The organism is Kitasatospora sp. LaBMicrA B282 (genome assembly GCF_050325825.1).
GTDB lineage: Bacteria > Actinomycetota > Actinomycetes > Streptomycetales > Streptomycetaceae > Kitasatospora.
Genome location: NZ_JBNQTI010000089.1, coordinates 12358 through 34676 on the forward strand (window position 1 = coordinate 12358; position 22319 = coordinate 34676).

The window sequence follows — 22319 nt, forward strand, 5'->3', positions numbered from 1 at the left end:
GCTGGGACGGTTCGACCGTCCCAGCCCCACCCGCGTTCTGCGACTACGGGGTCAGCTGCCCAACGGCAGGTGCTGGGTGCCCAGGCTGCCCAGCAGGCCGGTGACGGTGCTGCCCAGGTCCGGGGTGCCGTTGCCGAGGCCGGGCAGGCTGCCCAGCCGGTGGGTGGCCTCGTCGGTCTGCCCGGTCAGCTGCTGCAGCTGCAGCGCATCGGTGGCCTGGCCCGGGTGCAGCAGGTCACCCGTGTTCTGCAGCCCGTGGGTCAGGTGGTCGGTGCTCGGCAGGTTGCCCAGCGACTGCGCGGCGGGCAGCTGCCGGCCCAGCTGGGCGGTGGTGTCGTGCAGCGGCAGCGCCCCGGTCAGGTGGTCGGTGGCCGGCACGGCGGTGGCCAGCCGGTCCTCGCTCGGCACCGACTGGCCCAGGCTGCTGGTGGCCGGGACCTGCTCCAGCAGGTGGCCGGTGGCGGCGACCGGGTGGTTCAGCGTCTCCGGGCCGGCGAACTTGTCGACCCCGTTCACGGCGGGCCCCTGCGGGATGGGCAGGTGCTCCAGCGGGTTGCTGGGCGCGCCGCCGGTCATGCCGGGCATCGAGGCCGTCGGGGCGCCGGCGGACATCGGCATCGAACGCTGCGGACCGCCGGACAGCACCGTGCCCACCGGCAGCTTGGAGAGCTGGCCGGTCGCCGCGGTCAGCTGGGTCACGCCCGCGAGGGGGGTGCCCGGCTGGTGGGCCAGCTGGTCGACGAGCTGGGCCGGGTCGGTCAGCTTGCCGGTCTCGGGCAGCTTGTCGGTCGCGGCCTGCGCGGCGGCGTCGGTGGCCGCCGGCACGGCCTTGGCGCTGAGCAGCGCGCCCGTGGTCCCCAGCGCCTGGCCCAGCGAGTGGGCGGTGGTCCGCACGGTCGAGTGCTCGGTGAGGCCGTCGATCCTGCTGATCCCCTGGCCGAGATCGGTGCCCTGCGGCACCAGTTCGTGGGCGGACGCCGACCCGGCGGCGGCGACCAGCGGGGTCGCACCGGCCGCGACGAGGAGCGCGGCCTGGGCGATCCGGCGGGAGAGGGGGAGGGACATGGTGCTCCTAAGTAGTGACGACACGACAGTCCGCCGGGCGGACTCCGTGATTACCGCTTGAGGAGCGAGAAGGTTTCGGTGGCCGAACGTAAAGAGTCACTAAAGATCGCATGATCTTCTTTCCGTTCCCGGGTGGCCGCGCAGGGTCGCCGAGGCGCTGAGGAAACGTCACTCTCCCTGGCAGCCGGGGTGTCGCGGCCCCGGCGGCCCGTCGCCCGGCGCCGGCCCGCCGCCCGTGGCGCGCTCCGGGGGCACGTCCAACCGGCGGGGGCCGGTTCACCCCTGCGGGCGGCGGGCGGGCGGGCGTTCGTCAACCTGGGCTGACGGTCACTTCGTCTTGGCGGGCATCCCCAGGGTGATCAGCACCTGGCTGCCGGAGGTCGCCGCGGGCTGGTTCTGCCAGCCGGAGCCCGAGCGGTCGATCCGCCACTCCTTGCCGGCGAACGAGACGGTGCCGATGTCCTGCGCCTGGGCCTGGGCCACCGCCCACTGGGCCACCGCCCAGCCGCCCTGGGCCTGCGCGTCGGGGCCGCTGCCGGTGTTGGCGGCCGCGGTCGGGGTGAGCGCCAGGATGCCGGGCGCGCCGCCCGGGGCCGGCGCCACGGTCACCGTCTGACCGAACTCGCGGTGCACCCGGTCGGTCAGCTGCTGCGCGGCCTGCGCCGTCGAGGTGCCGCCGGCGGCCCCGCCGCCGCTGCTCGGGCTCGCCGACGGGTCGGAGTCCGCGGCGAGCGGCTGGTCGAAGGAGTGCACGGTGCAGCTGAACATGCCCGGCGCCCGGCCGGACAGCGCCTCGGCCAGCGCGGTGGCGTTCGCCTCGTGCTTGGCGTAGGCGCCGGGGTAGCCGCTCTTCTGCACGTCCTGCGCCGCCTCGGTGAGCGGCAGCCGGGCGTAGCCGTTCACCTTCACCAGCGCGTCGAGGAACTTGTCGGTGGTGTAGACCGGGTCCATGATCTGGTCCGCGGTGCCCCAGCCCTGCGAGGGCCGCTGCTGGAACAGGCCGACCGAGTCGCGGTCGCCGCCCGCCAGGTTGTGCAGCTTGGACTCCTGCAGCGCGGTGGCCAGCGCGATCGTCGCCGCCCGCTCCGGCAGCCCGCGGGCGATGGTGACGGCGGTGATGGTCGCCGCGTTGGCGCCCTGGTCCAGGGACATCGGGATCGGCTTGCCGCCCACCGGGGTGACCTCGCACTGCTCGGCCGCCAGCTGGTTGTGGCTGCGGTTCCACAGCACCACGCCGGCCACCACGGCGCCGATGAGCAGCAGGGAGGTCAGTACCCAGCGAAACGGTCGGCGCCGCCGACGGCCGCGGGCCGTCTCCTCCTGCATGACCACCGTGGCCCCTCTCTCGTGTCCGGCGTCCCGTGTCAACGCGTTTTCCTCGGCACACCGTACTCAGTCCACATCGGTGCGGACGACTGTGCGGTCCGCATCGGTTGCACAGCGGCACCGGCCGGCCCGGTCCCGTGTGGCACGCGAGCCCCCGCCAGGTGGCCACGGCTAGGCTTGGCGGCCATGAGCAGCCTGCCCGCCACCAGTGTCCCGACCGCCCTCGACCTGACCCTGGACGGCGGTGCGCTCACCGCCCGACTGGTCGACTTCCCCTCGGTGAGCGGGGAGGAGAAGCCGCTGGCCGACGCCGTCGAGGCCGCCCTGCGCACCCTGCCGCACCTGACCGTGGACCGCTACGGCAACAACGTGGTGGCCCGCACCATGCTGGGCCGGGCCGAGCGGGTGCTGCTGGCCGGCCACCTGGACACCGTGCCGATCGCCGACAACGTCCCCTCCCGGGTCGAGGGCGACCTGCTCTGGGGCTGCGGCACCGCCGACATGAAGTCCGGGGTGGCCGTCCAGCTGCGGCTGGCCGCCACGCTGACCGAGCCCAACCGCGACCTCACCTTCGTCTTCTACGACTGCGAGGAGGTCGACGCGGTCCGCAACGGCCTGGGCCACCTGGTGACCCAGCACCCCGACTGGCTGGCCGCCGACTTCGCGGTGCTGATGGAGCCCAGCGGCGCGGTCGTCGAGGGCGGCTGCCAGGGCAGCCTGCGGGCCAAGGTCACGCTCAGCGGGGTGCGGGCGCACTCGGCCCGCAGCTGGAACGGCGAGAACGCGATCCACAAGGCGGCCGAGGTGCTCGGCCGGCTCTCCACCTACCAGGCCCGCCGGGTGGAGATCGACGGACTGGAGTACCGCGAGGGCCTGAACGCGGTCGGCATCAGCGGCGGGGTGGCCGGCAACGTGATCCCCGACGAGTGCGTGGTGACCGTCAACTTCCGCTTCGCGCCGGACCGCTCGCTGGAGCAGGCCGAGGAGCACCTGCGCGAGGTCTTCGCCGGCCACCCGCTGGAGGTGGTCGACCGCTCGCCGGCCGCGCTGCCGGGGCTGGGCCAGCCGGCCGCCCAGGCCTTCCTGGCGGCCACCGGCGGCCAGGCGCGGGCCAAGTTCGGCTGGACCGACGTGGCCCGGTTCAGCGCGCTCGGCGTGCCCGCCGTCAACTACGGCCCCGGCGACCCGAACCTGGCGCACAAGCGGGACGAGCACGTCTCGCTGAGCGCGATCGCCGAGGTCGAGGCCCGGCTGCGGGCCTGGCTGACCGCGGGCGAGTAGCGCCCGTCGGCGCCCGCCGGTCGGCCGGCGGGCGCCCGGGGGAGCGGTGGCGCCCCGTCGCCGGACCGTCGGCTGCCCGCCCGCTGGAGGTTCCCCGTTGTGCACCCCCGCCGGGCGTAGAGTTTCGTCATGACAGGGACATCAGCGCAGCACGGCGCAGACGGACGGCGCTTCGGCCACGGGCCGGAGCTGGCGGAGACCTCCCCGAGCGGGCTGGACTCGCCGCAGAAGGCCTGGCCGGAGAAGCAGAAGGGTCCGGTGCTGCTGCGCCGCGACCAGGTCGAGGCGAGCACCACCGACCAGCGCCTGCTGGACACCACCGGGCCGACCGACTGGCTGCACACCGACCCCTGGCGGGTCTGGCGGATCACCTCGGAGTTCGTCGAGGGCTTCGGCGCACTGGCCGAACTCCCGGCGGCGGTCAGCGTCTTCGGCTCGGCCCGGACCCCGGTCGACTCGGCCGACTACGCCTCCGGGGTGGCGATCGGGCGGGCGCTGGCGGAGGCCGGCTACGCGGTGATCACCGGCGGCGGCCCGGGGGCGATGGAGGCGGCCAACCGGGGCGCCTCGGAGGCGGGCGGCCTGAGCGTCGGCCTGGGCATCGAGCTGCCGTTCGAGCAGGGGCTGAACCCGTACGTCGACCTCGGGCTGAACTTCCGCTACTTCTTCGTCCGCAAGACGATGTTCGTGAAGTACGCGCAGGGCTTCGTGGTGCTGCCCGGCGGCCTCGGCACGCTGGACGAGCTGTTCGAGGCGCTCACCCTGGTGCAGACGAAGAAGGTCACCCGGTTCCCGGTGATCCTCTTCGGCAGCGCTTACTGGAGCGGTCTGGTGGACTGGCTGCGGGACACCCTGGTGGCGGAGGGCAAGGCCTCGCCGGCGGACCTGGAGCTGTTCCAGGTGACCGACGAGATCGACGACGTGCTGAAGATCCTCGCCGAGTCGCGCCGCCCCAACGGCGAGCTCTGAGCGCAGGCGGCGGGGCGCGCTCGGGCCGGGCCGCGGCGCGCCCTCAGGCCAGGCCGCGGCGCGCCACCGCCGGTGGGCGGGTGCCGCGGATCGAGGCGACCATGTCCAGCACCTGCCGGGTCTCGGCCACCTGGTGGACCCGGTAGATCCGGGCGCCCAGCCAGGCCGAGACCGCGGTGGTGGCCAGCGTGCCGAGCAGCCGCTGGTCGACCGGCCGGTCCAGGGTCTCGCCGACGAAGTCCTTGTTGGAGAGCGAGACCAGCACCGGGAAGCCGGTGGCGGTCATCTCCGGCAGCCGCCGGGTGGCCTCCAACGAGTGCCGGGTGTTCTTGCCGAAGTCGTGCCCGGGATCGATGATCAGCCCGTCCCGGCGCACCCCCAGGGCGGCGGCCCGCTCGGCCAGGCCCACGGTGACCTCCAGGATGTCCGCCATCACGTCCCGGTAGCCGATCCGGTGCGGGCGGGTGCGCGGCTCGGCGCCGCCGGCGTGGGTGCAGACCAGGCCGGCGCCGTGCCGGGCGGCCACCTCGGCGAGCTTGGGGTCGACCCCGCCCCAGGCGTCGTTCAGCAGGTCGGCGCCCACCTCGCAGACCGCCTCGCCCACCTCGTGCCGCCAGGTGTCCACGCTGATCACCGCGTCCGGGTGCCGCTTGCGCAGCTCGGCGACGAACGGCACGGTGCGCTGCAGCTCCTCCTCGACCGTGACCTCCTCGCCGGGGCCGGCCTTGACCCCGCCGATGTCCAGGATCGCCGCGCCCTCGGCCACCGCCCGGTCCGCGGCGGCGAAGGCGGCCTCGTCGGCGAAGGTCGCGCCGCGGTCGAAGAAGGAGTCGGGGGTGCGGTTGACGATGGCCATGATGACCAGCTCGTCCGCGCCGAACTCACGCGGTCCCAGGCGCAGTGCCACCCTTGTTCCTCCAGCTGTTCACGGCGCGTCTCGCAGGTATCGATCCAGGGGTGCCCTGGTGCGATGATGGGGCCCCGGCCTTCCCAGGGGTCCATGATCCCGCACGCGATGATCCCTCACTGGGATGATCCCTCATAGGGCCGCATACTCACGTCTCGGGAGGACAGCTCGTGTTCTGGGTGATCGTGGTGGCGATGGCCGTGGTGGTCGGCGGCGCCGCGCTGGTGGCACTGGGCGGCGGCGGTTCCATGCCGGAGGCCGTGCCCGACCGGATCGCGGCCAAGCTGCCGCAGGAGCGGCCGCTGAACCGGCAGGACGTGGACGAACTGCGGCTCCCGATGGCGGTGCGCGGCTACCGGATGGACCAGGTGGACGACGTGCTGGACCGGCTCGGCGCCGAGCTGGCCTACCGCGACTCGCGGATCGCCGAGCTGGAGGCCGCGGTCGCGGTGGGCGCCGGGGCCGAGGCGGCCGCCGGCCGCGCCGGCGGGGCGCCGCTGCCGGGCCTGGCGGACTACGTGGCGGCCGACGAGGCGCCGGGCGGCGAGCAGCCCGCACCGACCGCCGCGGACCGTCCGACCGCCCCCGATGCCCCGGCGCCGGGCGACGCGCCCGGTCGCGCGGAGCAGGAGTGACCGACCTCGAGCCGGGCCCGGACGGCCTGCTGCGCTGCCCCTGGGGCGAGTCCGCGGACGACTACCGGGTCTACCACGACACCGAGTGGGGCAAGCCGGTGCACGGCGACGACGCCCTGTTCGAGCGGGTCTGCCTGGAGGCCTTCCAGTCCGGGCTCTCCTGGATCACCATCCTGCGCCGCCGGGAGGGCTTCCGGGCGGCCTTCGCGGGCTTCCGGATCGACCGGGTGGCGGCCTTCACCGAGGCCGACCAGGCCCGGCTGCTGGCGGACCCCGGGATCATCCGCAACCGGGCGAAGATCGCCGCCGCGGTGGCCAACGCCCGCGCGGCCCAGGCGCTGGCCGGCGGCCTGGACGCGCTGGTCTGGCAGTACGCCGGCGACCCCGAGCGGCCGGCGCCGCGCACCCTGGCCGACGTCCCGGCGGTCACCCCGGAGTCCACCGCGCTGGCCAAGGAGCTGAAGAAGCACGGGTTCCGGTTCGTCGGGCCGACCACCGCCTACGCGCTGATGCAGGCCTGCGGGCTGGTCAACGACCACCTGGCGGACTGTCACGCGCGCTGAGCGGCGGCGGGCGGCCTCCATGGCTGCCGTGGTTGCCGTGGCCTCGGCGACCTCAGGGCCTCAGCGGCCTCAGTGGCTTCAGGGCCTCAGCGGCCGACGAACTTCGGGGCCTCCTTGGCGAGGAAGGCGTCGACCGCGATCCGGTGGTCCTCGCTGCCGCCGGCCAGGGTCTGCAGCTCGTCCTCCTTGTCCAGCGTCTCGCTCAGCGAGTGGCTGGCGCCGAAGTCCAGCGCGGCCTTGATCGCGCCGTACGCGACGGTCGGCCCGTTCGCCAGCCGCAGGGCGAACTCGCGCGCGGTGGCGGCAAGTTCGTCCGCCGGGACGACCTGGGTGGCGAGCCCGAGGGTGAGCGCCTCGGCGGCCTTGACGGTGCGCGGGAACATCAGCAGCTCGGTGGCCCGGGCGTGGCCGACCAGCCGCGGCAGGGTCCAGGAGGCGCCGGAGTCGGCGGTGAGCGCCACACCGGCGAAGGAGGTGTTGAAGCCGGCCGTCTCGGCCACGATCCGGAAGTCGCAGGCGAAGGCGAGCGAGGCGCCGGCACCGGCCGCCACCCCGCCGACCGCGGCCACGGTCGGCTTGCGCATCCCGGCCAGCGCCCGGACCAGCGGGTTGTAGTGCTCGGCGACCGTCTTCAGCGGCGGCTCGCCGGTCTCCTCGGCGCGGCGCAGCAGGCCGAGGTGCTCGTTGAGGTCCTGCCCGACGCAGAAGGCCCGGCCGCCGGCCCCGGTCAGCAGCACCGCGCGGACCGCCGGATCGGCCGCGGCGGCGGTCACCGTGTCCCGCAGCGCGACCTTGGTGGGCACGTCCAGCGCGTTCATCGCGTCGGGACGGTTGATCGTGATGACGGCGAGCGGGCCGTCGAGCTCGTACAGGACGGAGTCGGACATGCGTGGGGCTCCCAACCGGTCGGTAACACCGCGGACCTGAGTCAGCATGCCGGAGCGCACCGGGCGGGGGGAGTGTGAGCTAGCGCACCTTTGGCGCCCCTTGCGTGCGGCCGGCCGCCGGGTCACCCGAGGTGGCCCGGTCGGCCGGATGGTAGCCGTCCTGGGCAGTCCTGGCCCGGCTTCTGATGCCGCTTCGCCCGGCCGGGTGAGGGGGGTCCTGAGCGGGAATCAGCCGCTTCGTGCCGATGTGGCCGCTGGGGCCTGAAGAGTGATGTTGGTCATCGGGGCGCCGAATGCGGGATAATGGCTTCCGATCAATGCGTTCGATACCAGCGGTGGACGGACTGCTGGTACGTAGCTGAGCGGTTGCAGGAAGGGGAACGAGCATGGCGGCCATGAAGCCGCGGACGGGTGACGGCCCGCTCGAGGTCACCAAGGAGGGGCGGGGCATCATCATGCGAGTTCCGCTCGAAGGCGGCGGTCGCCTGGTGGTGGAGCTCACTCCGGACGAGGCAAGCGCCCTGGGTGAGGCCCTGAAGCAGGCCTGCGGCTGACTCTCGCGCTACGCGCGCACCTGCGCGCCCCACGGGGCCCGGGACCGGCTGGTGCACACCGGCGGCCCGGGCCTCGTCGCGTTCCCCGCCGCTCCGGCGTTGCGTTTCCCGCCGCTCCGGCCCGGGCCGGTCGCTACCGCTTCACCGCGCAGAGCAGCCCGTCGCTGACCGGCAGTAGCGCGGGCAGCAGCTGCTTGCTCTCCCGCACCGCCTGGACCAGCTCGCGCACCGCCCCGGTGGCCGGGTCGTCCAGCGCCGGGTCGGTCAGCCGGCCCTGCTGGAAGACCCCCTCGAAGCAGACCACGCCGCCCGGTCTGAGCAGCCGCAACGATTCTGCGAGGTAGTCCCGCGACTCGGCCATGTCGCCGTCGCAGAACACCAGGTCGTACTGGCCGTCGGCAAGCCGCGGCAGCACGTCCAGGGCCCGCCCGGGTATGAACCGGGCCCGGTTGGCCGCGAAGCCCGCCGCCAGGTAGGCCTCGCGGGCGAACTCCTGGCGGATCGGCTCCGGGTCGACGGTGGTCAGGATCCCGTCCGGACGCATCCCGCGCAGCAGGTACAGGCCGGAGACGCCGGTCCCGGTGCCGATCTCGGCGACCGCCTTGGCGGCCAGCGCGGCGGCCAGCAGCCGCAGGCAGGCGCCGCCGCTCGGGCCGATCGCCCGCACCCCGGTGCGGGCCGCCTGGGACCTGGCGTAGGTCAGCACGGCGTCCTCGCCGACGTAGGTGTCGGCGAGGGTCGCAGCCGCGGGCCCGAAGTCGATGGTCTGGTCCTGGGGTGTAGGGGCGCTGCCGGATGTCGATATTTCCTGCCACAGATTACTGGCCGGGCGGGAACCGCGTCGGGCGGCGGGCCGTTGGACCGGTCGGAGGGCGCCGTGGCCGCGCACTCCGGGACGAACGAGCCCCCTGGGAGGAGCCGCCTGGGAGGAGTGCCGCCGGAGGGGCCGTACGGGCGCCGATGGGCCGCCCGGGCCGTGTTCGGGTGGATGAGCACACTTTTATCCAGAACTGACGGGTGAGGTGGATATGGTGGTGGCCCTGCTGGGCAGAAGAGCCAACCGAGGAGGTGTGGCCGAGGGCGACGTCCCCGTGCTGCGGCAACTCCGCGGTACCTCGTCGGCCCGTAAGCCGAAGCCCGTGATGAACCAGTCTGCGCACTCCCCCCTGGACCAGTCGGTCGACGGCGCCGCCGCCGAGCCCTCGGCCCCCGCCGCGCTCGCGACCTTCACCGAGGGGCCCGACGCGCAGAGCTGGACTCCGCCCAGTTGGGAGGAGATCGTCGAGGCGCACAGCGCCCGGGTCTACCGCCTGGCCTACCGCCTGACCGGCAATCAGCACGACGCCGAGGACCTGACCCAGGAAGTCTTCGTCCGGGTCTTCCGCTCGCTCTCCACCTACACCCCGGGCACCTTCGAGGGCTGGCTGCACCGGATCACCACCAACCTGTTCCTGGACATGGTCCGCCGACGGCAGCGGATCCGCTTCGACGCGCTCGCCGAGGACGCCGCCGAGCGGCTGCCCAGCCGTGAGCCCAGCCCCGCGCAGGCCTTCAGCGACACCCACTTCGACGCCGACGTGCAGCAGGCGCTGGACACCCTGGCGCCCGAGTTCCGGGCCGCCGTGGTGCTCTGCGACATCGAGGGCCTGTCCTACGAGGAGATCGCGGCCACCCTGGGCGTCAAGCTCGGCACCGTGCGCAGCCGGATCCACCGCGGCCGCTCGCACCTGCGGGCCGCGCTGAAGCACCGCGCGCCGGGCGCGGCGCCGGGTCGGGTGCGGCGCGGCGGCTCCGAGCAGCCGGAGTCGGTGGTGGTCCCGGAGCCGGTGGTCCCGGCCGGCGCGGGCGGGAGTGGGCGGAGGCGGTCGTGAGCGGTGCAGGCCGGTCCGGGGCGAAGCGCCCGGCGCCCGCCGAGCAGCAGAGCACGCGTCAGGCGGTCCCGGTGCTGCGGCCGATCACGGTCCGGCGCGGCGAGCCCCCGCAGGCGGAGGAGCACCTGGGCGACCGGTTGACCGCGTACCTGGACGGCGAGCTCGGCCATGACGACCGCGAGCGGGTCCAGGCCCACCTGGCCACCTGCGAGCACTGCCTGCACGAGGCCGACGAGGCCCGCTCGGTCAAGCAACTGCTCACCGGGACCGCGGCCCCCGGGCCGTCCGGGCTGCTGATGGCCCGGCTGATGGCGGTCGCGGCGCAGCCCGACGACCTCGACGGCGGCTCCGGCGGCCCCTCCGGCACCGGCCGGCCGGCGGCCGAGCCCGGCCTGTCCGGCCTGCCCACGCTCGGCGGCAGCCGGCTGACCGGCGGCTCCTTCGGCCGCGGGGCGGGCGCCTCGTTCGGCCGGGGCGCGGGTTCCTCCTTCGGCCGCGGGGCCGGCTCCTCCTTCGGGCGCGGTGCGTTCGGCGGCGACCCGGTGCTGCCCGAGGACGCGCCGGAGCTCGGCGGCCGCGGCGGCGAGTCCCGGCTCTGGGGCGGTCGGCGTACCGGCAACCGCCCCGCGGGCCCGGGCGAGCGGCGGGTGGTCGAGCTGCTGCCGCGCACCGGCGGGCAGCCGCGCGGCCGGCGGCTGGTGGTCGCGGCGGCCGGGGCCTTCTCGGTCGCGGCGGTGACGCTGGGCGGCATCGGCAGCCTGGGGCTGGCCGCGGTGGCCGGGGACAGCCCGGTCGAGGAGCAGCACGGCAGCGTGGTCAACCCGCAGGTGCCGGGCTCCGGGCCGGTCGGCCCGGTGAGCGCCCCGCTCACCGTGGACCTGCCGTTCGGCGCCTCCGGTGCGCACACCTACGACCTGCTGACCCCCGGCCCGGGCGCGCTGGCGGTCAACCCGGTCATCCACGGCCACGTGATGCGCCCGTAGCGGTCCGGCTCCTCCTGGGCCACCGGTTGATCTTTACCACGGATTCGTCCGGCCGTGGACCGAGGATCGGCCGGTGGCCATTACGCTGTAGAGACCCGGAAGCAAGGGCCGAGCCGGGACCGTCCGCCAGCAGCTGGGAGCTTACGTGTTCTTCGACATAGGCCCACTCGAGATGATCACCCTGGTGGTCATGGCGATCGTGATCTTCGGGCCGGACAAGCTGCCCAAGCTGATCCAGGACGCCACCGGGTTCATCCGCAAGATGCGGGCCTTCGCCGACAGCGCCAAGGCGGACATCCGCAGCGAGCTGGGGCCGGAGTTCAAGGACTTCGAGTTCGAGGACCTCAACCCGAAGACCTTCGTGCGCAAGAACCTGATCGGCGGCGAGCAGGACCCGCTCGGCCTGAAGGACCTGCGCGAGGGTCTGGACCTCAAGTCGGTGCTGGACGACAAGCCGGCCGGCCCGGTGGCCACCACCACCAAGGCGGCGGCCGCCGCCGGCGGCGTCAACACCCTGAAGACGGCCGATGCGGGCCCGCCGCTGACCGCCGGCGAGCGCCCGCCGTTCGACCTCGACGCCACCTGATCGGGCCCCGCCCGACCCCGCGCTCTACTCCGCACTGAGCACGACACCCCGCCAGGCCGTCCGCCGGGCGGGGTGTCGCCGTACTCCGCCGCTATTGTGCTGATTGCCCGACAGATCGCAGGGCTGCCAAGGAGGACCGGATTGGACACGACGAGCGGTCGCGCGGTGGGCACGGCCACCGCCCAGGCGGCTGAGGTACCGGGCCGGCGCACGGCCGAGCCCGCCGACCCGCTGGCCCCCTACCAGGCGGCCGACTTCCCCTGGTACGGGCTGGACGAGGGCTGGACCGGCCGTCGCTGGCTGCTCCAGGCCGGCGCCGGCGGTCACCGCCCTGGGGTGCCGCGCAGCATCGACTACGGCTCGGTGGGCCACGGCGAGCAGCCGCCCAAGCAGCCGGAGGCCCCCGGGCCGAGCCGGTTCGCCGTGGTGGTCACGGTGGCCCGCCGCCCCGGCCGGCGCAGCGCCGACGGCACCGGGGTGCTGGAGGCGACCTCCGCCTCCTCGGCCGCCTGGCTGGCCGGCTCCGGCCTGCTCGCCGTCACCTGGCCCGGCCAGCTGGACCGCAGCCGCCGCCAGGAGTGGCTGGACCAGCAGACCGCGCTCGCCTGGGACCTGGCCGACGACCTCGGCGGCCCCGGCTGGTCCCCGCTCACCCTGCCGGTGAACGGCCTGCCGCAGCCTTTCCGCTACCGCGAGTCCGAGTACGGCTGGGTGCTGGCCGGCGAGGCTCCCGGGGTGCTGCTCGGCGCCTACGGCCGCGGGGTGAGCGCCTACGGCACGGGCTTCAGCGCGATCCAGGACCTGGCCTCGTACACCCGCCCGGCGCCCGCGGGGGCCTGACAGCACGCCGGCCGGGGCCCCGCACGGCAGACGCCGCGCGCGGGCCCCGGCCGGGACGGCTCAGGACTCGTTCTGCTGCTCAGAACTTGTTCTTCGGGGTCAGCCCGAGCGAGAGGCCGGACAGGCCGCGCTGGCGGTTGGCCAGCTTGTCCGCGACGGACCGCAGGGCTGCGCCCGCGGGGGAGTCGGGGGCGGCCAGCACCACTGGGGTGCCGTCGTCGCCGCCCTCGCGCAGCCGGACATCGATCGGAATGCTGCCGAGCACCGGGACGGAGGCGCCGGTGGCCCGGGTGAGCGCGTCGGCCACGGTCTGGCCGCCGCCGGTGCCGAAGACGTCCACGATCTCGTCGCAGTGCGGGCAGGGCATGCCGGCCATGTTCTCGATCACGCCGACGATCTTCTGGTGGGTCTGCAGCGCGATGGTGCCGGCCCGCTCGGCCACCTCGGCGGCGGCCTGCTGTGGGGTGGTGACGATCAGGATCTCGGCGTTCGGCACCAGCTGGGCCACCGAGATGGCGATGTCGCCGGTGCCGGGCGGCAGGTCGAGCAGCAGCACGTCCAGGTCGCCCCAGTAGACGTCGGCCAGGAACTGCTGGAGGGCGCGGTGCAGCATCGGGCCGCGCCAGACCACCGGGGCGTTGCCCGGGGTGAACATGCCGATCGAGATCACCTTCACGCCGTTCGCCGACGGCGGCATGATCATGTCCTGCACCTGGGTCGGGCGGCCCTCGACGCCCAGCATCCGCGGCACGCTGTGGCCGTAGATGTCGGCGTCCACCACGGCGACCTTCTGGCCCTGGGCGGCCAGCGCGGCGGCCAGGTTGACGGTCACCGAGGACTTGCCGACCCCGCCCTTGCCGGAGGCCACCGCGTAGACCCGGGTCAGCGTGCCGGGCTTGGCGAACGGGATCTCCCGCTCCGGGGCACCGCCGCGCAGCAGCTGGGAGAGCTCCTTGCGCTGCTCGTCGCTCATCACGTCGAGCTCGACCTCGACCGAGGTGACACCGGGGATCCGGCCGACCGCGGTCTTCACCCGGTCGGTGATCGTCTCGCGCATCGGACAGCCCGAGACGGTCAGGTAGACCGCGACCTGCACCGTGCCGCCGGCCAGCTGCACCGATTTCACCATGCCGAGCTCGGTGATCGGACGGTTGATCTCGGGGTCCTGCACGGTCGCCAGCGCCTTGCGGACGGACTCCTCCGTCACACCGGGCTGCACCTCAGTCTCATTGGCCATGCCTTGATGGTACGGCTCGCCGCTCGACCGGTGACTGACCGGTAGCGTGCCGGTGATCACAGTGAACCGGGCTCTCCGGCAGCCCGGTTGATCAGGCGGATTCGGCCTCGGTGGCGCGCCCGTCCAGCTCCTTCAGCAGGCCCTGCAGCTCGGACCGGATGAAGTCGCGGGTCGCCACCTCGCCCAGCCCCTGGCGCAGCGCGGCCACCTCGCGGGCCAGGTACTCGGTGTCCGCGATGTTGCGCTCGCTGCGGGCCCGGTCCTGCTCCATGTTGACGCGGTCCCGGTCGTCCTGCCGGTTCTGCGCCAGCAGGATCAGCGGGGCGGCGTAGGAGGCCTGCAGCGACAGCACCAGGGTGAGGAAGATGAACGGGTACTCGTCGAACCGCACGTTCGTCGGCAGCATGGTGTTCCAGAGCACCCAGATGATGATCACCACCGTCATCCAGACGATGAACCGTCCGGTGCCGAGGAAGCGCGCGATCCGCTCGGAGAACTGGCCGAAGGCCTCCGGGTCGTAGGCGGGCAGCGTGAACAGGCCCGGGCGCGCGGTGCGCGGCTGGTCCAGCCGGGCCCGCACCGCGGTGCCGTGCACGGTCTGGGTCCGGCTGCCCTCGCGGGCCCGCAGTTCGCGCAGCTGGCGCAGGTCGCGCAGTTCACCCTGGATGCGCTGGCGGGCCGGCTCGTCGCGGCCGGCCGAGCGCTGCTTGCGGTCAGCGTCCACCGGGCGCCTCGTTTCCGTGCTCGCGGTCGGTGTGCTTGCTGTCGGTGTGCCCGGTGCTGGTGGGCCCGGCGCCGGTGTGCCCGGCGCTGGTGGGCTCGGCGCCGGTGGGCTCGGTGCCGTGGTGCCCGCCGCCGCCGTGCAGCGCGGCCTCGCGCCAGTCCTCGGGCAGCAGGTGGTCCAGCACGTCGTCGACCGTGACGGCGCCGAGCAGGTGGTCCGCCTCGTCCACCACCGGCGCGGAGACCAGGTTGTAGGTGGCCAGGTAGCTGGTCACCAGGGAGAGTGGGGTGTCCGGCGGGAGCGGGTCCAGGTCGTCGTCGACGATCGAGCCGAGCAGGGTGTACGGCGGCTCGCGCAGCAGCCGCTGGAAGTGCACGGTGCCCAGGTAGGTGCCGGTCGGCGTCTCGTTCGGCGGCCGGCAGATGTAGACCTGGGCGGCCAGCGCCGGCTTGTGGTCGGAGACCCGCACCCGGGCCAGCGCCTCGGCCACCGTGGCGTTCGGCTCCAGGATGATCGGCTCGGTGGTCATCAGACCGCCGGCGCTGTCCTCCTCGTAGGAGAGCAGCCGGCGCACCGGCGCCGCCTCCTCCGGCTCCATCAGCTGGAGCAGTCGCTCCGCCTCGTCGCCGGGCAGTTCGGAGAGCAGGTCGGCGGCGTCGTCCGGGTCCATCGCCTCCAGCACGTCGGCGGCCCGTTCGTCCTGCAGCTTGCCGAGGATCTCCACCTGGTCGTCCTCGGGCAGCTCCTCCAGCACGTCGGCGAGCCGCTCGTCGTCCAGCGCGGCGGCCACCTCGGCGCGGCGCTTGGCGGACAGGTGGTGCATCACCCCGGCCAGGTCGGCCGCGCGCAGCTGCTCGAAGGTGGCCAGCAGGTTGGCGGCCCCCTGCTCCTCCTCCACCAGCGTGAAGCCGGTGACCGCGGACCAGTCCAGGGTCACCGCCTCGCCGCGGTTCTTGCGCAGCCGGGCGGCCCGGCCGCGCTGCACGAAGACCTTGCTGATCTCCCACTCGCGCAGCCGGGTCTGCACCATGGCGACGTCGAGCACGGTCACCTCGTCACCGGAGACCGTCTCGGTGACCCGGCGGTCCAGCAACTCGGCGAGCACCAGGGTCTCGGTCGGGCGCTGCTCGAACCGGCGCATGTTGACCACGCCGGTGGTCAGCACCTGGCCGGACTCCAGACTGGTCACCCGGGTCATCGCCAGGAAGATCCGGCGCCGCCCGACCACCTCGACCACCAGGCCGAGCACCCGGGGCGGCCGGCCGCCGACCCGCAGCGACACCACCACGTCGCGGATCCGGCCGACCTGGTCACCGTTCGGGTCGAAGACCGCGACCCCGGCCAGGTGCGAGATGAAGACCCGGCTGCCGTGCCCTGCCATCGAGCTCCTCCCGATTCACCCGCACTGGGGTTCCGTCAACGGGGGCCAGGGTATCCAAACGCGTTCTTGACGTTGTTCACTGGCCGGATCCGACCGCTGCCGGGCCGTCCGCGCCCCGTACCCTGTCCGGCATGGACGGAACGAGCGCCCCCGCTGACGACTTCCTCGACCGCGCCCTGCTGGAGGAGGCCGTGAAGAAGTCCGGCCTGCTCTGGGTGAGGGCGGCGGACTCGACCGAGCGCCGCCCGGTCTGGCACGCCTGGCACGACGGGGCCGTGGTCCTGGTCGGCGACGGCGACGAGCAGCCGCTGCACGGCCTGCGCGCGGGCGCGGCGGCGGAGGTCACCGTCCGCAGCAAGGACAAGGGGGGCCGGCTGATCGCCTTCCCGGTCACCGTGACGGTCGCCGAGCCGCACAGCGAGGCCTGGACCGGCGCGGTGGAGGAGCTGCGGACCAAGCGGCTGAACGCCCCGGACACCGACACCATCGGCGACCGCTGGGCCCGCGAGTGCCGGGTGCTGCGGCTGGAGCCGGCCGGCGTCCTGGCCGAGAAGCCGGGCGCGATGCCGCACGCCTCGCACGCCGCCCAGCCGCTGCCGACCCCGGTGACCACCCGCCGGCCGATCCCGGCCGGGCTGCCCAAGCTGGTGCTCGGGCGCCTGAAGCGCCGTGGCTGAGACGGCGGTCGAGCAGGACGCGCCCCGCGCGGCCGCCCTCCCGGCGCCCCGCGCGCCGCGCGGCGACCTGCTGCTGCTCGCCCTCTCGATCACCGGCATCTCCTTCTCCGCACCGCTGATCAGCGCCACCGCCGCGCCCGCGCTCGCCATCGCCTGCTGGCGCAACCTGCTGTCGGTCGGGGTGCTCGGTCCCTACGCACTGCTCCGCCACCGGGCCGAGCTGCGCGCCATCGGCCGCCGGCCGCTGCTGCTCGCGATCGCCGCCGGCGCGCTGCTCGCGGCCCACTTCGCGCTCTGGATGCCCAGCCTGCGGATGACCTCGGTGGCCTCCTCCACCGCCCTGGTCACCACCACCCCGCTCTGGACCATCCTGCTGCTGCGACTGGCCGGGCACCGGCCGTCGCGGCTGGTCTGGCTCGGCATGTGCGTGGCCTTCGGCGGGGTGCTGGTGCTGACCGGGGTCGACCTGTCGCTCTCCGGGCGGGCGCTGGCCGGCGACGCGCTGGCGCTCGCCGCGGGCCTGGCCGCGGCCGGGTACATGCTGCTCGGCGCCGAGGTCCGACGGACCGTCAGCACCACCGCGTACACCCTGGTCTGCTACGCCACCACCGCGCTGGTGCTGCTGGTGGTCTGCCTGGTCGGCGACGTCCGGCTGTCCGGCTGGTCGGGGCAGGCCTGGGGGCAGATCGTGCTGCTGATGGTCGCCGCGCAGTTCCTCGGGCACTCGCTGAGCAACCGGGTGGTGCGCACCCTCGGGCCCTCGGTCACCTCGACCGCGATCCTGCTGGAGACCCCCGGTGCGGCCCTGATCGCCGCCGTCTGGCTGGGGCAGACGCCCGCGCCGGCGGCCTACCCGGCGGTGCTGCTGATCCTGCTCGGCCTGGGCCTGGTGGTCCGCGGCGGGCGCGGGTAGCCGTTCCCCGGCCCGCGCCGGCCGTGGGCTCCGGGCCCGCGCCGACGGTGGTCGCCGGGCCCGCTCCGGCCGTGGCTACCGACCGGTACGCTCGCGGGTATGGCGCACGACTTCCCGCTCTTCGGCGACCCCAGCCAGCCCGCCGGCCCGACGGGCCCGACCCGGGCGGAGGTGCTGGCCGCCGTCGAGGCCCGGCTGCTGACCGCCTTCGGCGAGCCCACCGGCCGGGCCGCGATCACCTTCCTCGGAGCCGAGCGGATCGAGCTGCTGCGGTTCGGGCCGGACACCGAGGGACTGGTCCGCTACGCCACGCTCGGCATGGCCGCCGCGCCGATGGCCGACCCCACCGCGGTGCTGGCCGACCCGGTCCGCGGCCCGCGTGCCGAGCTGCTGCTCAGCCTGCGCGGCGGCCGCGACGACGTGCTGCGCGCGCTGGCCACCTTCGCCGCGACCCCGCAGGTCGAGGGTGTGGTGGTGGCCCCCGGCAGCTCGCTCGACCTCGGGGCCCCGCTCTGGGAGGGCGCGCCGTTCACCTCGGTGCTGGTCGCCGAGGGGGGCGGGCTGGTGGCGGACCTGGAGCTGCCCGAGCCGGCGGAGGCGGTGCGCTTCCTGCCGCTGCTGCCGATGACGCCCAACGAGGCCGCCCACAAGCGGGTGCACGGCGCCGCCGAGCTGCAGGAGCGCTGGCTGGCCCGCGGCACCGACCTGCGCGACCCGCAGCGGCGCCAGGTGGCGCTGGACTGACCGCCCGGCCGCCCGGTCCGCCCCGGGCCGGTGCACGCCCGGTGCGGGCCGGTGGGCGGCTCAGACGCTGATCGGCCGGGCGCCGGTGGCCTGGGCGAGCAGCTGCTGGTAGCTCTCCGGCGCGGTGGTGTGGGCGCCGAGCCGGACGGTCTTGCGGGCGCCGTGGTAGTCGCTCGACCCGGTGGTGAAGAGCCCGAGCTCGGCGGCCAGGGCGCGCAGCCGGGCCCGGGTCGGTTCGTCGTGGTCGACGTGGTCCACCTCCAGGCCGCCGAGGCCGGCCGCCGCGAGGTCCTCGATCACCTGCTCGGAGACCGTCTCGCCGCGCTTGACCGCGCCGGGGTGGGCGAAGACCGGCACCCCGCCGGCCGCCCGGACCAGCCGGACCGCTTCGGCGGGGTCGGTCTCGTGCTTGGGCACGTCGGCCCGCCCGCCGGTGGCCAGCCAGTCGGCGGTGAAGGCGTCGGAGACGGTGGCCACCACGCCGGCCTCGACCAGCGCGCTGGCGACGTGCGGGCGGCCCACCGAGCTGCCGCCCTCGGTGGCCTCGGTGCTGCCGTCCAGCCCGGCGATCCGCTGCACCTGCTCCCAGGTGATCGGCGCGCCCAGCTCCCGGCACTTCTCGACCACCGCGCGGGCCCGCCGGAACCGGTCGGTGCGCACCAGCTCGCGCTCGCGGGCGAAGGCCGGCTCGGCCGGGTCGAACAGGTAGGCCAGCAGGTGCATGCTGATCCCCTCGACCCGGCAGGACAGCTCGGCGCCCGGCACCAGGGTGAGCCGGTGGCCGGCGGGCAGCGCGTGCAGCGCGGCGGCGGCCTCGGCGTGGCCGGCCACCGTGTCGTGGTCGGTCAGCGCGACCACGTCGAGCCCGGCGGCGACGGCGGCCGCCACCAGCTCGGCCGGCGTGTCGGTGCCGTCGGAGGCGTTGCTGTGGGCGTGCAGGTCGATGCGCACGGGCGGGCTCCAAGCGGGCGGCGGACGGAACAGCCCAGGATAGCCAGCCGTGGTGCGGCTGGAACACGAGCACCGTCAGCCCAGCAGCCGGGGCGACAGCGCCCCGCAGGGCAGCAGCTCCAGCTCGGCGCCGGCGTCCCGCAGGTCGGTCAGCACCAGCTCGTCGTACATCAGCAGGGCCGACTGCTCGGGCCAGGCGATCGCCCAGAGCCACAGGCCGAGCGCCTCGCCGACGTAGACGGCGCGGTCCTCGGGGGCGCCGGCGACGTGCCACATCGGGGTGGGCCGGCCGGCCGCCATCAGCTTGGTGTCGGCGGGCTTGTGCAGCGAGATCGCGTCGCCGGGGTCGGGACCGGGCAACCCGGCGTACCGGGCGCCGAGGCCGACGCCCAGCTCCTCGGCGACCAGGACCAGCTCGCCGATGCCGCCGAGCGGTGCCGGGCCGGAGCAGGCCACGGCCGTGGCGCGGGCACCGGACAGGTCGTCACCGGCATGGGCGATGCCGGTGTAGAGCCAGCCGACCGGGAGCGGCCAGGGCAGCCAGACGGGGACCTGGGAGCGGGCGACCGCGACCCCCAGCGCCTCCACGCTCGGCGGCAGCACGGGCTGCATCGGGTGGACGGCTCCGTGCTTGTCACACTGCCAGGTGTCGGAGAAGAGCCCGGGGGCACGCACCCGACCGCCGCACCTCGGGCAACTTGGCTCGCCCCTCATGACAGCCAACGCTCCTCCCTCCGGACCGCCGCGTCAAGGACGATCACCCGTACGGAGGGCTTGGGCGCGAATCTCCGGACGCCACGGGCCTCGAGTGGTGCGGGACGCCCCTGGGCAGGAGCGTCGTGCCGGGGCGGCGGCCCCCGCTAGGGGATGTCCCGCAGCACTCGGCACCAAACGTCCACGGGGCGTGCCCGGGGCCGCGGTGCGCCGGGTGGGCACGGCGGCGCCCCGCCACCGCGGATCGGGTGACGGGGCGTCGGGCGGCCGGACCGCGGGTGTCGAGCGGCCGGGCGGTCGCTCGGGCTGCGGCGGTGTCAGCCGGCCTGGCAGGGCCGGATGTAGAGGCGCTCGCCGGTGCGGGCGGCGTCCTCCACCAGGCGGCGGACGGTCTCCGCGTCGGCGATCAGGCGGTCGGTCGCGGCGCCCCGCTGGTCGTCCAGTCGGAGGATCTCGAAACGCATGGGTCTCTCCTTGTCCGGGCCTCGACTGCGAGCGAGGCGGTGGGGTGTGCCGGTATGCCAGCGTGACAAGGGGCGGCTTCCGGGCGGTTGCCCGGCCGTTACGGCTGGGTTGCGCCCTCTTCGACGCGGCGGCTGCCGGGTTCAACCGCAGGAGCGGCGGGTTCCATTTCCGGTCTGAATCAAATATTACCGTAACTAAGGATTTTTGGCCCGTGAGAATCGCCCGGGGGGCCCGGGCGCGGCGGCTCAGCCGGTGCTGACGGAGGACCAGAAGGCGAGCAGCTCGGCCGCGGTCCGCGCCGGGCGTTCGGCGTTCGGGGAGTGCCCGGCGCCCTCGATGACCACGTGCCGGATGCCCAGCCGCTCGGCGGTGCGGGCCTGCTCGGCGACCGGCCAGGCGTAGTCCTCGACCCCCGAGACGTACAGCATGGGCGCGGGGACGGAAGCCAGCTCCGCGGTCCGGTCCGGCTGCTCGAGCAGCCGCTCGCCCATCGCGAGCAGGGCCTGCGGCTCGTTGGCCAGCCAGCGCCGGTGCAGGAACCCGGCGATCTCCGGCGGCCGGCCCGCGCCCTCCTCGGCGCCCGCCATCTGCTGCTTGACCTGCCAGATCGTCTCCAGGTCCCAGACCGGCAGCGCGTCCATCAGCATCCGGGTGCGGGCCGCCTCCGCCGGCTCGATCGGGCCGGGGCCGGTCGACAGCAGGACCAGCGAGGCCCAGGGCAGCGGTGCGCCGGCGGCCAGCACCGCCTCGCGGGCCACCAGGCCGCCGAAGGAGTGGCCGAGCAGGTGCACCGGGCCCGCCCCCGCCTCGCCGGCCAGCAGCTCGGTGACCGCCGTCAGGTCCAGGGCCAGCTCGGGCAGCGCGTAGGCGGCCCGGTCGGCCGGGCCCTTGCTCTGGTACTGGCCGCGCTGGTCGTAGCTGACGACCCGGAAGCCGGCCTGCGCCAGGGGTTCGAGCAGCGCGATGAAGTCCTCCTTGCTGCCGGTGAACCCGGGCACCAGCAGCAGGGTGCCGCGCGGCGGACCCGCGGGCTCGGCGCGCAGCGCGGCGAACTCCCCGCGCGGGGTGGCCAGCGCGACGGCGCGGGCGCAGTCGGGCAGGTCGAGGAAGGGCGGCTCGCTCATCGTGGGTCTTCTCCTCGGTCGGCCGGGCTGCGGGGCCGCTCCGAGCATAGGGGGCGACGGGCGGCGCAAGAACGCCCGGGGCGGACGAACCCGCAGGTCCGCCCGCCCCGGTTGGGCAGCAACTGGTGCCGCGTCAGTCGGTCGCCGGTGCCGCGGCGGCCTTCTTGGTGGTGCGCTTGCGCGGGGCCGGGGTCTCCTCGACCACGGTCGCCTCGACCGTCACGGGCTCGGCGGCGGTCTTCTTGGCTGCCGTCTTGCGGGTGGTGGTCTTCTTGGCCGGGGCCTCGTCGATGGCGACCGCGTCGGCGGTGGCCTTCTTGGTGGTGCGCTTGCGCGGGGCCGGGGTCTCCTCGACCACGGTCGCCTCGACGGCCACGGGCTCGGCGGCGGTCTTCTTGGCTGCCGTCTTGCGGGTGGTGGTCTTCTTGGCGGTGGTCTTCTTGGCCGGCGCCTCGTCGATGGCGACCGCGTCGGCGGTGGCCTTCTTGGTGGTGCGCTTGCGCGGGGCCGGGGCCTCCTCGACCACGGTCGCCTCGACCGTCACGGGCTCGGCGGTGGCCTTCTCGGCCGCCGTCTTCCGGGTCCGAGTCGCCTTCTTGGCGACCGGCGCGGCCTCGACGACCGCCTCGACAGCAGCCTCGACGATGGCCGCGGCCTCCGCCACGGCGGCCTCGGCGGCAGCCGGCTCAGCAACGGTCTTCTTGGCTGCCGTCTTGCGGGTCCGGGTGGCCTTCTTGGCGGCCGGCGCGGCGTTCTCCGCGGCCGGTGCGGTCGCCTGGACCGGCACCAGCGGCGCCTCGACCACCGCGACCGCCTCGACAGCGGGGGCCGTCTCGACCGCCGCGGCCTCGGCGGCCACCGGGGCCTGGGTCACCGCGGCCGCGGCCGCCTCACCCGAGGCCGCGCCACCGCGCGAGCGCCG

Annotated in this window: 24 protein-coding genes and 1 pseudogene; 12 read left to right on the plus strand and 13 right to left on the minus strand. The window is 74.8% G+C overall.

Going from position 1 to position 22319, the window contains the following annotated elements; all coding sequences use genetic code 11:
- Positions 1 to 51: 51 nt before the first annotated feature.
- Positions 52 to 1065, minus strand: coding sequence for a hypothetical protein (locus ACQRUO_RS23320; protein WP_428317976.1), 1014 nt, complete (start codon positions 1063 to 1065; stop codon positions 52 to 54).
- Positions 1066 to 1392: 327 nt separating this feature from the next.
- Positions 1393 to 2391, minus strand: coding sequence for a hypothetical protein (locus tag ACQRUO_RS23325; RefSeq protein WP_428317977.1), 999 nt, complete (start codon positions 2389 to 2391; stop codon positions 1393 to 1395).
- Between the two features lie 186 nt (positions 2392 to 2577).
- Between ACQRUO_RS23325 and dapE the strand changes: the two genes are divergently transcribed.
- Together dapE and ACQRUO_RS23335 are read left to right on the plus strand one after the other, a co-directional pair.
- Entirely contained in the window at positions 2578 to 3672 is a 1095-nt protein-coding gene (gene dapE / locus ACQRUO_RS23330; RefSeq protein ID WP_428317978.1) for a succinyl-diaminopimelate desuccinylase, read from the plus strand.
- Positions 3673 to 3801: 129 nt separating this feature from the next.
- The gene (locus tag ACQRUO_RS23335) at positions 3802 to 4641 is read left to right on the plus strand and encodes a TIGR00730 family Rossman fold protein (RefSeq protein WP_428317979.1); all 840 of its coding nucleotides are present in this window, start codon (positions 3802 to 3804) and stop codon (positions 4639 to 4641) included.
- A 43-nt stretch (positions 4642 to 4684) separates the two neighbouring features.
- Here the strand turns inward: ACQRUO_RS23335 and folP are convergent, their stop codons facing one another.
- Positions 4685 to 5497 carry a dihydropteroate synthase gene (folP, locus tag ACQRUO_RS23340; protein WP_428317995.1) on the minus strand — a complete coding sequence of 271 codons (813 nt, stop codon included), beginning with the start codon at positions 5495 to 5497 and terminating at the stop codon, positions 4685 to 4687.
- Between the two features lie 221 nt (positions 5498 to 5718).
- On the opposite strand from folP, the gene ACQRUO_RS23345 reads away from it, so the two are divergent.
- Together ACQRUO_RS23345 and ACQRUO_RS23350 are read left to right on the plus strand one after the other, a co-directional pair.
- The gene (locus ACQRUO_RS23345; protein WP_428317980.1) at positions 5719 to 6183 is read left to right on the plus strand and encodes a DivIVA domain-containing protein; all 465 of its coding nucleotides are present in this window, start codon (positions 5719 to 5721) and stop codon (positions 6181 to 6183) included.
- Positions 6180 to 6746 carry a DNA-3-methyladenine glycosylase I gene (locus tag ACQRUO_RS23350; protein ID WP_428317981.1) on the plus strand — a complete coding sequence of 189 codons (567 nt, stop codon included), beginning with the start codon at positions 6180 to 6182 and terminating at the stop codon, positions 6744 to 6746. The genes ACQRUO_RS23345 and ACQRUO_RS23350 overlap by 4 nt, the downstream gene beginning before the upstream one ends.
- Positions 6747 to 6832: 86 nt before the next feature.
- Here ACQRUO_RS23350 and ACQRUO_RS23355 read toward each other — a convergent pair whose 3' ends face one another.
- A complete protein-coding gene (locus ACQRUO_RS23355) occupies positions 6833 to 7633 on the minus strand; it encodes an enoyl-CoA hydratase-related protein (RefSeq protein ID WP_428317982.1) in 801 nt (266 codons plus the stop codon).
- A gap of 386 nt (positions 7634 to 8019) precedes the next feature.
- On the opposite strand from ACQRUO_RS23355, the gene ACQRUO_RS23360 reads away from it, so the two are divergent.
- Positions 8020 to 8187: a DUF3117 domain-containing protein gene (locus ACQRUO_RS23360; RefSeq protein ID WP_083976644.1), complete on the plus strand. Its 168-nt coding sequence runs from the start codon at positions 8020 to 8022 to the stop codon at positions 8185 to 8187.
- Between the two features lie 133 nt (positions 8188 to 8320).
- On the opposite strand, the gene ACQRUO_RS23365 is transcribed toward ACQRUO_RS23360, so the two are convergent.
- Positions 8321 to 8950, minus strand: a complete 630-nt coding sequence (locus tag ACQRUO_RS23365; RefSeq protein WP_428317996.1) for an O-methyltransferase — start codon at positions 8948 to 8950, stop codon at positions 8321 to 8323.
- A gap of 328 nt (positions 8951 to 9278) precedes the next feature.
- On the opposite strand from ACQRUO_RS23365, the gene sigE reads away from it, so the two are divergent.
- From sigE to ACQRUO_RS23385, 4 genes are all read left to right on the plus strand, one after another.
- Positions 9279 to 10058 (plus strand): RNA polymerase sigma factor SigE, encoded by a 780-nt coding sequence (sigE, locus tag ACQRUO_RS23370; RefSeq protein ID WP_428317997.1) that lies wholly within the window; start codon positions 9279 to 9281, stop codon positions 10056 to 10058.
- Positions 10055 to 11041, plus strand: coding sequence for a zf-HC2 domain-containing protein (locus ACQRUO_RS23375; protein ID WP_428317983.1), 987 nt, complete (start codon positions 10055 to 10057; stop codon positions 11039 to 11041). Before sigE ends, ACQRUO_RS23375 begins: the two co-directional genes overlap by 4 nt.
- A 145-nt stretch (positions 11042 to 11186) precedes the next feature.
- Entirely contained in the window at positions 11187 to 11627 is a 441-nt protein-coding gene (locus ACQRUO_RS23380; RefSeq protein WP_428317984.1) for a sec-independent translocase, read from the plus strand.
- Between the two features lie 141 nt (positions 11628 to 11768).
- The gene (locus tag ACQRUO_RS23385) at positions 11769 to 12467 is read left to right on the plus strand and encodes a hypothetical protein (RefSeq protein ID WP_428317985.1); all 699 of its coding nucleotides are present in this window, start codon (positions 11769 to 11771) and stop codon (positions 12465 to 12467) included.
- 79 nt (positions 12468 to 12546) lie between these two features.
- Here the strand turns inward: ACQRUO_RS23385 and ACQRUO_RS23390 are convergent, their stop codons facing one another.
- From ACQRUO_RS23390 to ACQRUO_RS23400, 3 genes are all read right to left on the minus strand, one after another.
- Positions 12547 to 13704 (minus strand): Mrp/NBP35 family ATP-binding protein, encoded by a 1158-nt coding sequence (locus tag ACQRUO_RS23390; protein WP_428317986.1) that lies wholly within the window; start codon positions 13702 to 13704, stop codon positions 12547 to 12549.
- Positions 13705 to 13795: 91 nt separating this feature from the next.
- Complete coding sequence (locus ACQRUO_RS23395) at positions 13796 to 14332, minus strand: DUF1003 domain-containing protein (RefSeq protein ID WP_428317998.1); 537 nt, start codon at positions 14330 to 14332, stop codon at positions 13796 to 13798.
- 85 nt (positions 14333 to 14417) lie between these two features.
- A complete protein-coding gene (locus tag ACQRUO_RS23400) occupies positions 14418 to 15809 on the minus strand; it encodes a magnesium transporter MgtE N-terminal domain-containing protein (RefSeq protein WP_428317987.1) in 1392 nt (463 codons plus the stop codon).
- Positions 15810 to 15940: 131 nt separating this feature from the next.
- On the opposite strand from ACQRUO_RS23400, the gene ACQRUO_RS23405 reads away from it, so the two are divergent.
- The 3 genes from ACQRUO_RS23405 to ACQRUO_RS23415 all read left to right on the plus strand — a co-directional run bounded on the left by ACQRUO_RS23405 (position 15941) and on the right by ACQRUO_RS23415 (position 18143).
- Positions 15941 to 16486, plus strand: coding sequence for a hypothetical protein (locus ACQRUO_RS23405; protein ID WP_428317988.1), 546 nt, complete (start codon positions 15941 to 15943; stop codon positions 16484 to 16486).
- The gene (locus tag ACQRUO_RS23410) at positions 16479 to 17399 is read left to right on the plus strand and encodes a DMT family transporter (RefSeq protein ID WP_428317989.1); all 921 of its coding nucleotides are present in this window, start codon (positions 16479 to 16481) and stop codon (positions 17397 to 17399) included. Before ACQRUO_RS23405 ends, ACQRUO_RS23410 begins: the two co-directional genes overlap by 8 nt.
- Before the next feature lie 99 nt (positions 17400 to 17498).
- Positions 17499 to 18143, plus strand: a complete 645-nt coding sequence (locus tag ACQRUO_RS23415) for a suppressor of fused domain protein (protein ID WP_428317990.1) — start codon at positions 17499 to 17501, stop codon at positions 18141 to 18143.
- Positions 18144 to 18203: 60 nt separating this feature from the next.
- On the opposite strand, the gene ACQRUO_RS23420 is transcribed toward ACQRUO_RS23415, so the two are convergent.
- The 5 genes and pseudogenes from ACQRUO_RS23420 to ACQRUO_RS23440 all read right to left on the minus strand — a co-directional run.
- Positions 18204 to 19094, minus strand: a complete 891-nt coding sequence (locus tag ACQRUO_RS23420) for a PHP domain-containing protein (protein ID WP_428317991.1) — start codon at positions 19092 to 19094, stop codon at positions 18204 to 18206.
- Between the two features lie 75 nt (positions 19095 to 19169).
- Complete coding sequence (locus ACQRUO_RS23425; RefSeq protein ID WP_428317992.1) at positions 19170 to 19808, minus strand: DUF6758 family protein; 639 nt, start codon at positions 19806 to 19808, stop codon at positions 19170 to 19172.
- A 317-nt stretch (positions 19809 to 20125) separates the two neighbouring features.
- Positions 20126 to 20272: a hypothetical protein gene (locus ACQRUO_RS23430; RefSeq protein WP_428317993.1), complete on the minus strand. Its 147-nt coding sequence runs from the start codon at positions 20270 to 20272 to the stop codon at positions 20126 to 20128.
- A gap of 246 nt (positions 20273 to 20518) precedes the next feature.
- Entirely contained in the window at positions 20519 to 21397 is an 879-nt protein-coding gene (locus ACQRUO_RS23435; RefSeq protein ID WP_428317994.1) for an alpha/beta fold hydrolase, read from the minus strand.
- A gap of 133 nt (positions 21398 to 21530) precedes the next feature.
- Positions 21531 to 22319, minus strand: a pseudogene (locus ACQRUO_RS23440) (DEAD/DEAH box helicase); the annotation flags it as partial.

Coding starts and splice junctions, on each gene's coding strand:
- ACQRUO_RS23425 (WP_428317992.1), bottom strand. CDS start 19,808: ATGAGGGGCGAGCCAAGTTGCCCGAGGTGCGGCGGTCGGGTGCGTGCC.
- folP (WP_428317995.1), bottom strand. CDS start 5,497: ATGGCCATCGTCAACCGCACCCCCGACTCCTTCTTCGACCGCGGCGCG.
- ACQRUO_RS23335 (WP_428317979.1), top strand. CDS start 3,802: ATGACAGGGACATCAGCGCAGCACGGCGCAGACGGACGGCGCTTCGGC.
- ACQRUO_RS23430 (WP_428317993.1), bottom strand. CDS start 20,272: ATGCGTTTCGAGATCCTCCGACTGGACGACCAGCGGGGCGCCGCGACC.
- ACQRUO_RS23400 (WP_428317987.1), bottom strand. CDS start 15,809: ATGGCAGGGCACGGCAGCCGGGTCTTCATCTCGCACCTGGCCGGGGTC.
- ACQRUO_RS23360 (WP_083976644.1), top strand. CDS start 8,020: ATGGCGGCCATGAAGCCGCGGACGGGTGACGGCCCGCTCGAGGTCACC.
- ACQRUO_RS23405 (WP_428317988.1), top strand. CDS start 15,941: ATGGACGGAACGAGCGCCCCCGCTGACGACTTCCTCGACCGCGCCCTG.
- ACQRUO_RS23320 (WP_428317976.1), bottom strand. CDS start 1,065: ATGTCCCTCCCCCTCTCCCGCCGGATCGCCCAGGCCGCGCTCCTCGTC.
- ACQRUO_RS23355 (WP_428317982.1), bottom strand. CDS start 7,633: ATGTCCGACTCCGTCCTGTACGAGCTCGACGGCCCGCTCGCCGTCATC.
- ACQRUO_RS23415 (WP_428317990.1), top strand. CDS start 17,499: ATGGCGCACGACTTCCCGCTCTTCGGCGACCCCAGCCAGCCCGCCGGC.
- dapE (WP_428317978.1), top strand. CDS start 2,578: ATGAGCAGCCTGCCCGCCACCAGTGTCCCGACCGCCCTCGACCTGACC.
- ACQRUO_RS23435 (WP_428317994.1), bottom strand. CDS start 21,397: ATGAGCGAGCCGCCCTTCCTCGACCTGCCCGACTGCGCCCGCGCCGTC.
- ACQRUO_RS23390 (WP_428317986.1), bottom strand. CDS start 13,704: ATGGCCAATGAGACTGAGGTGCAGCCCGGTGTGACGGAGGAGTCCGTC.
- ACQRUO_RS23325 (WP_428317977.1), bottom strand. CDS start 2,391: ATGCAGGAGGAGACGGCCCGCGGCCGTCGGCGGCGCCGACCGTTTCGC.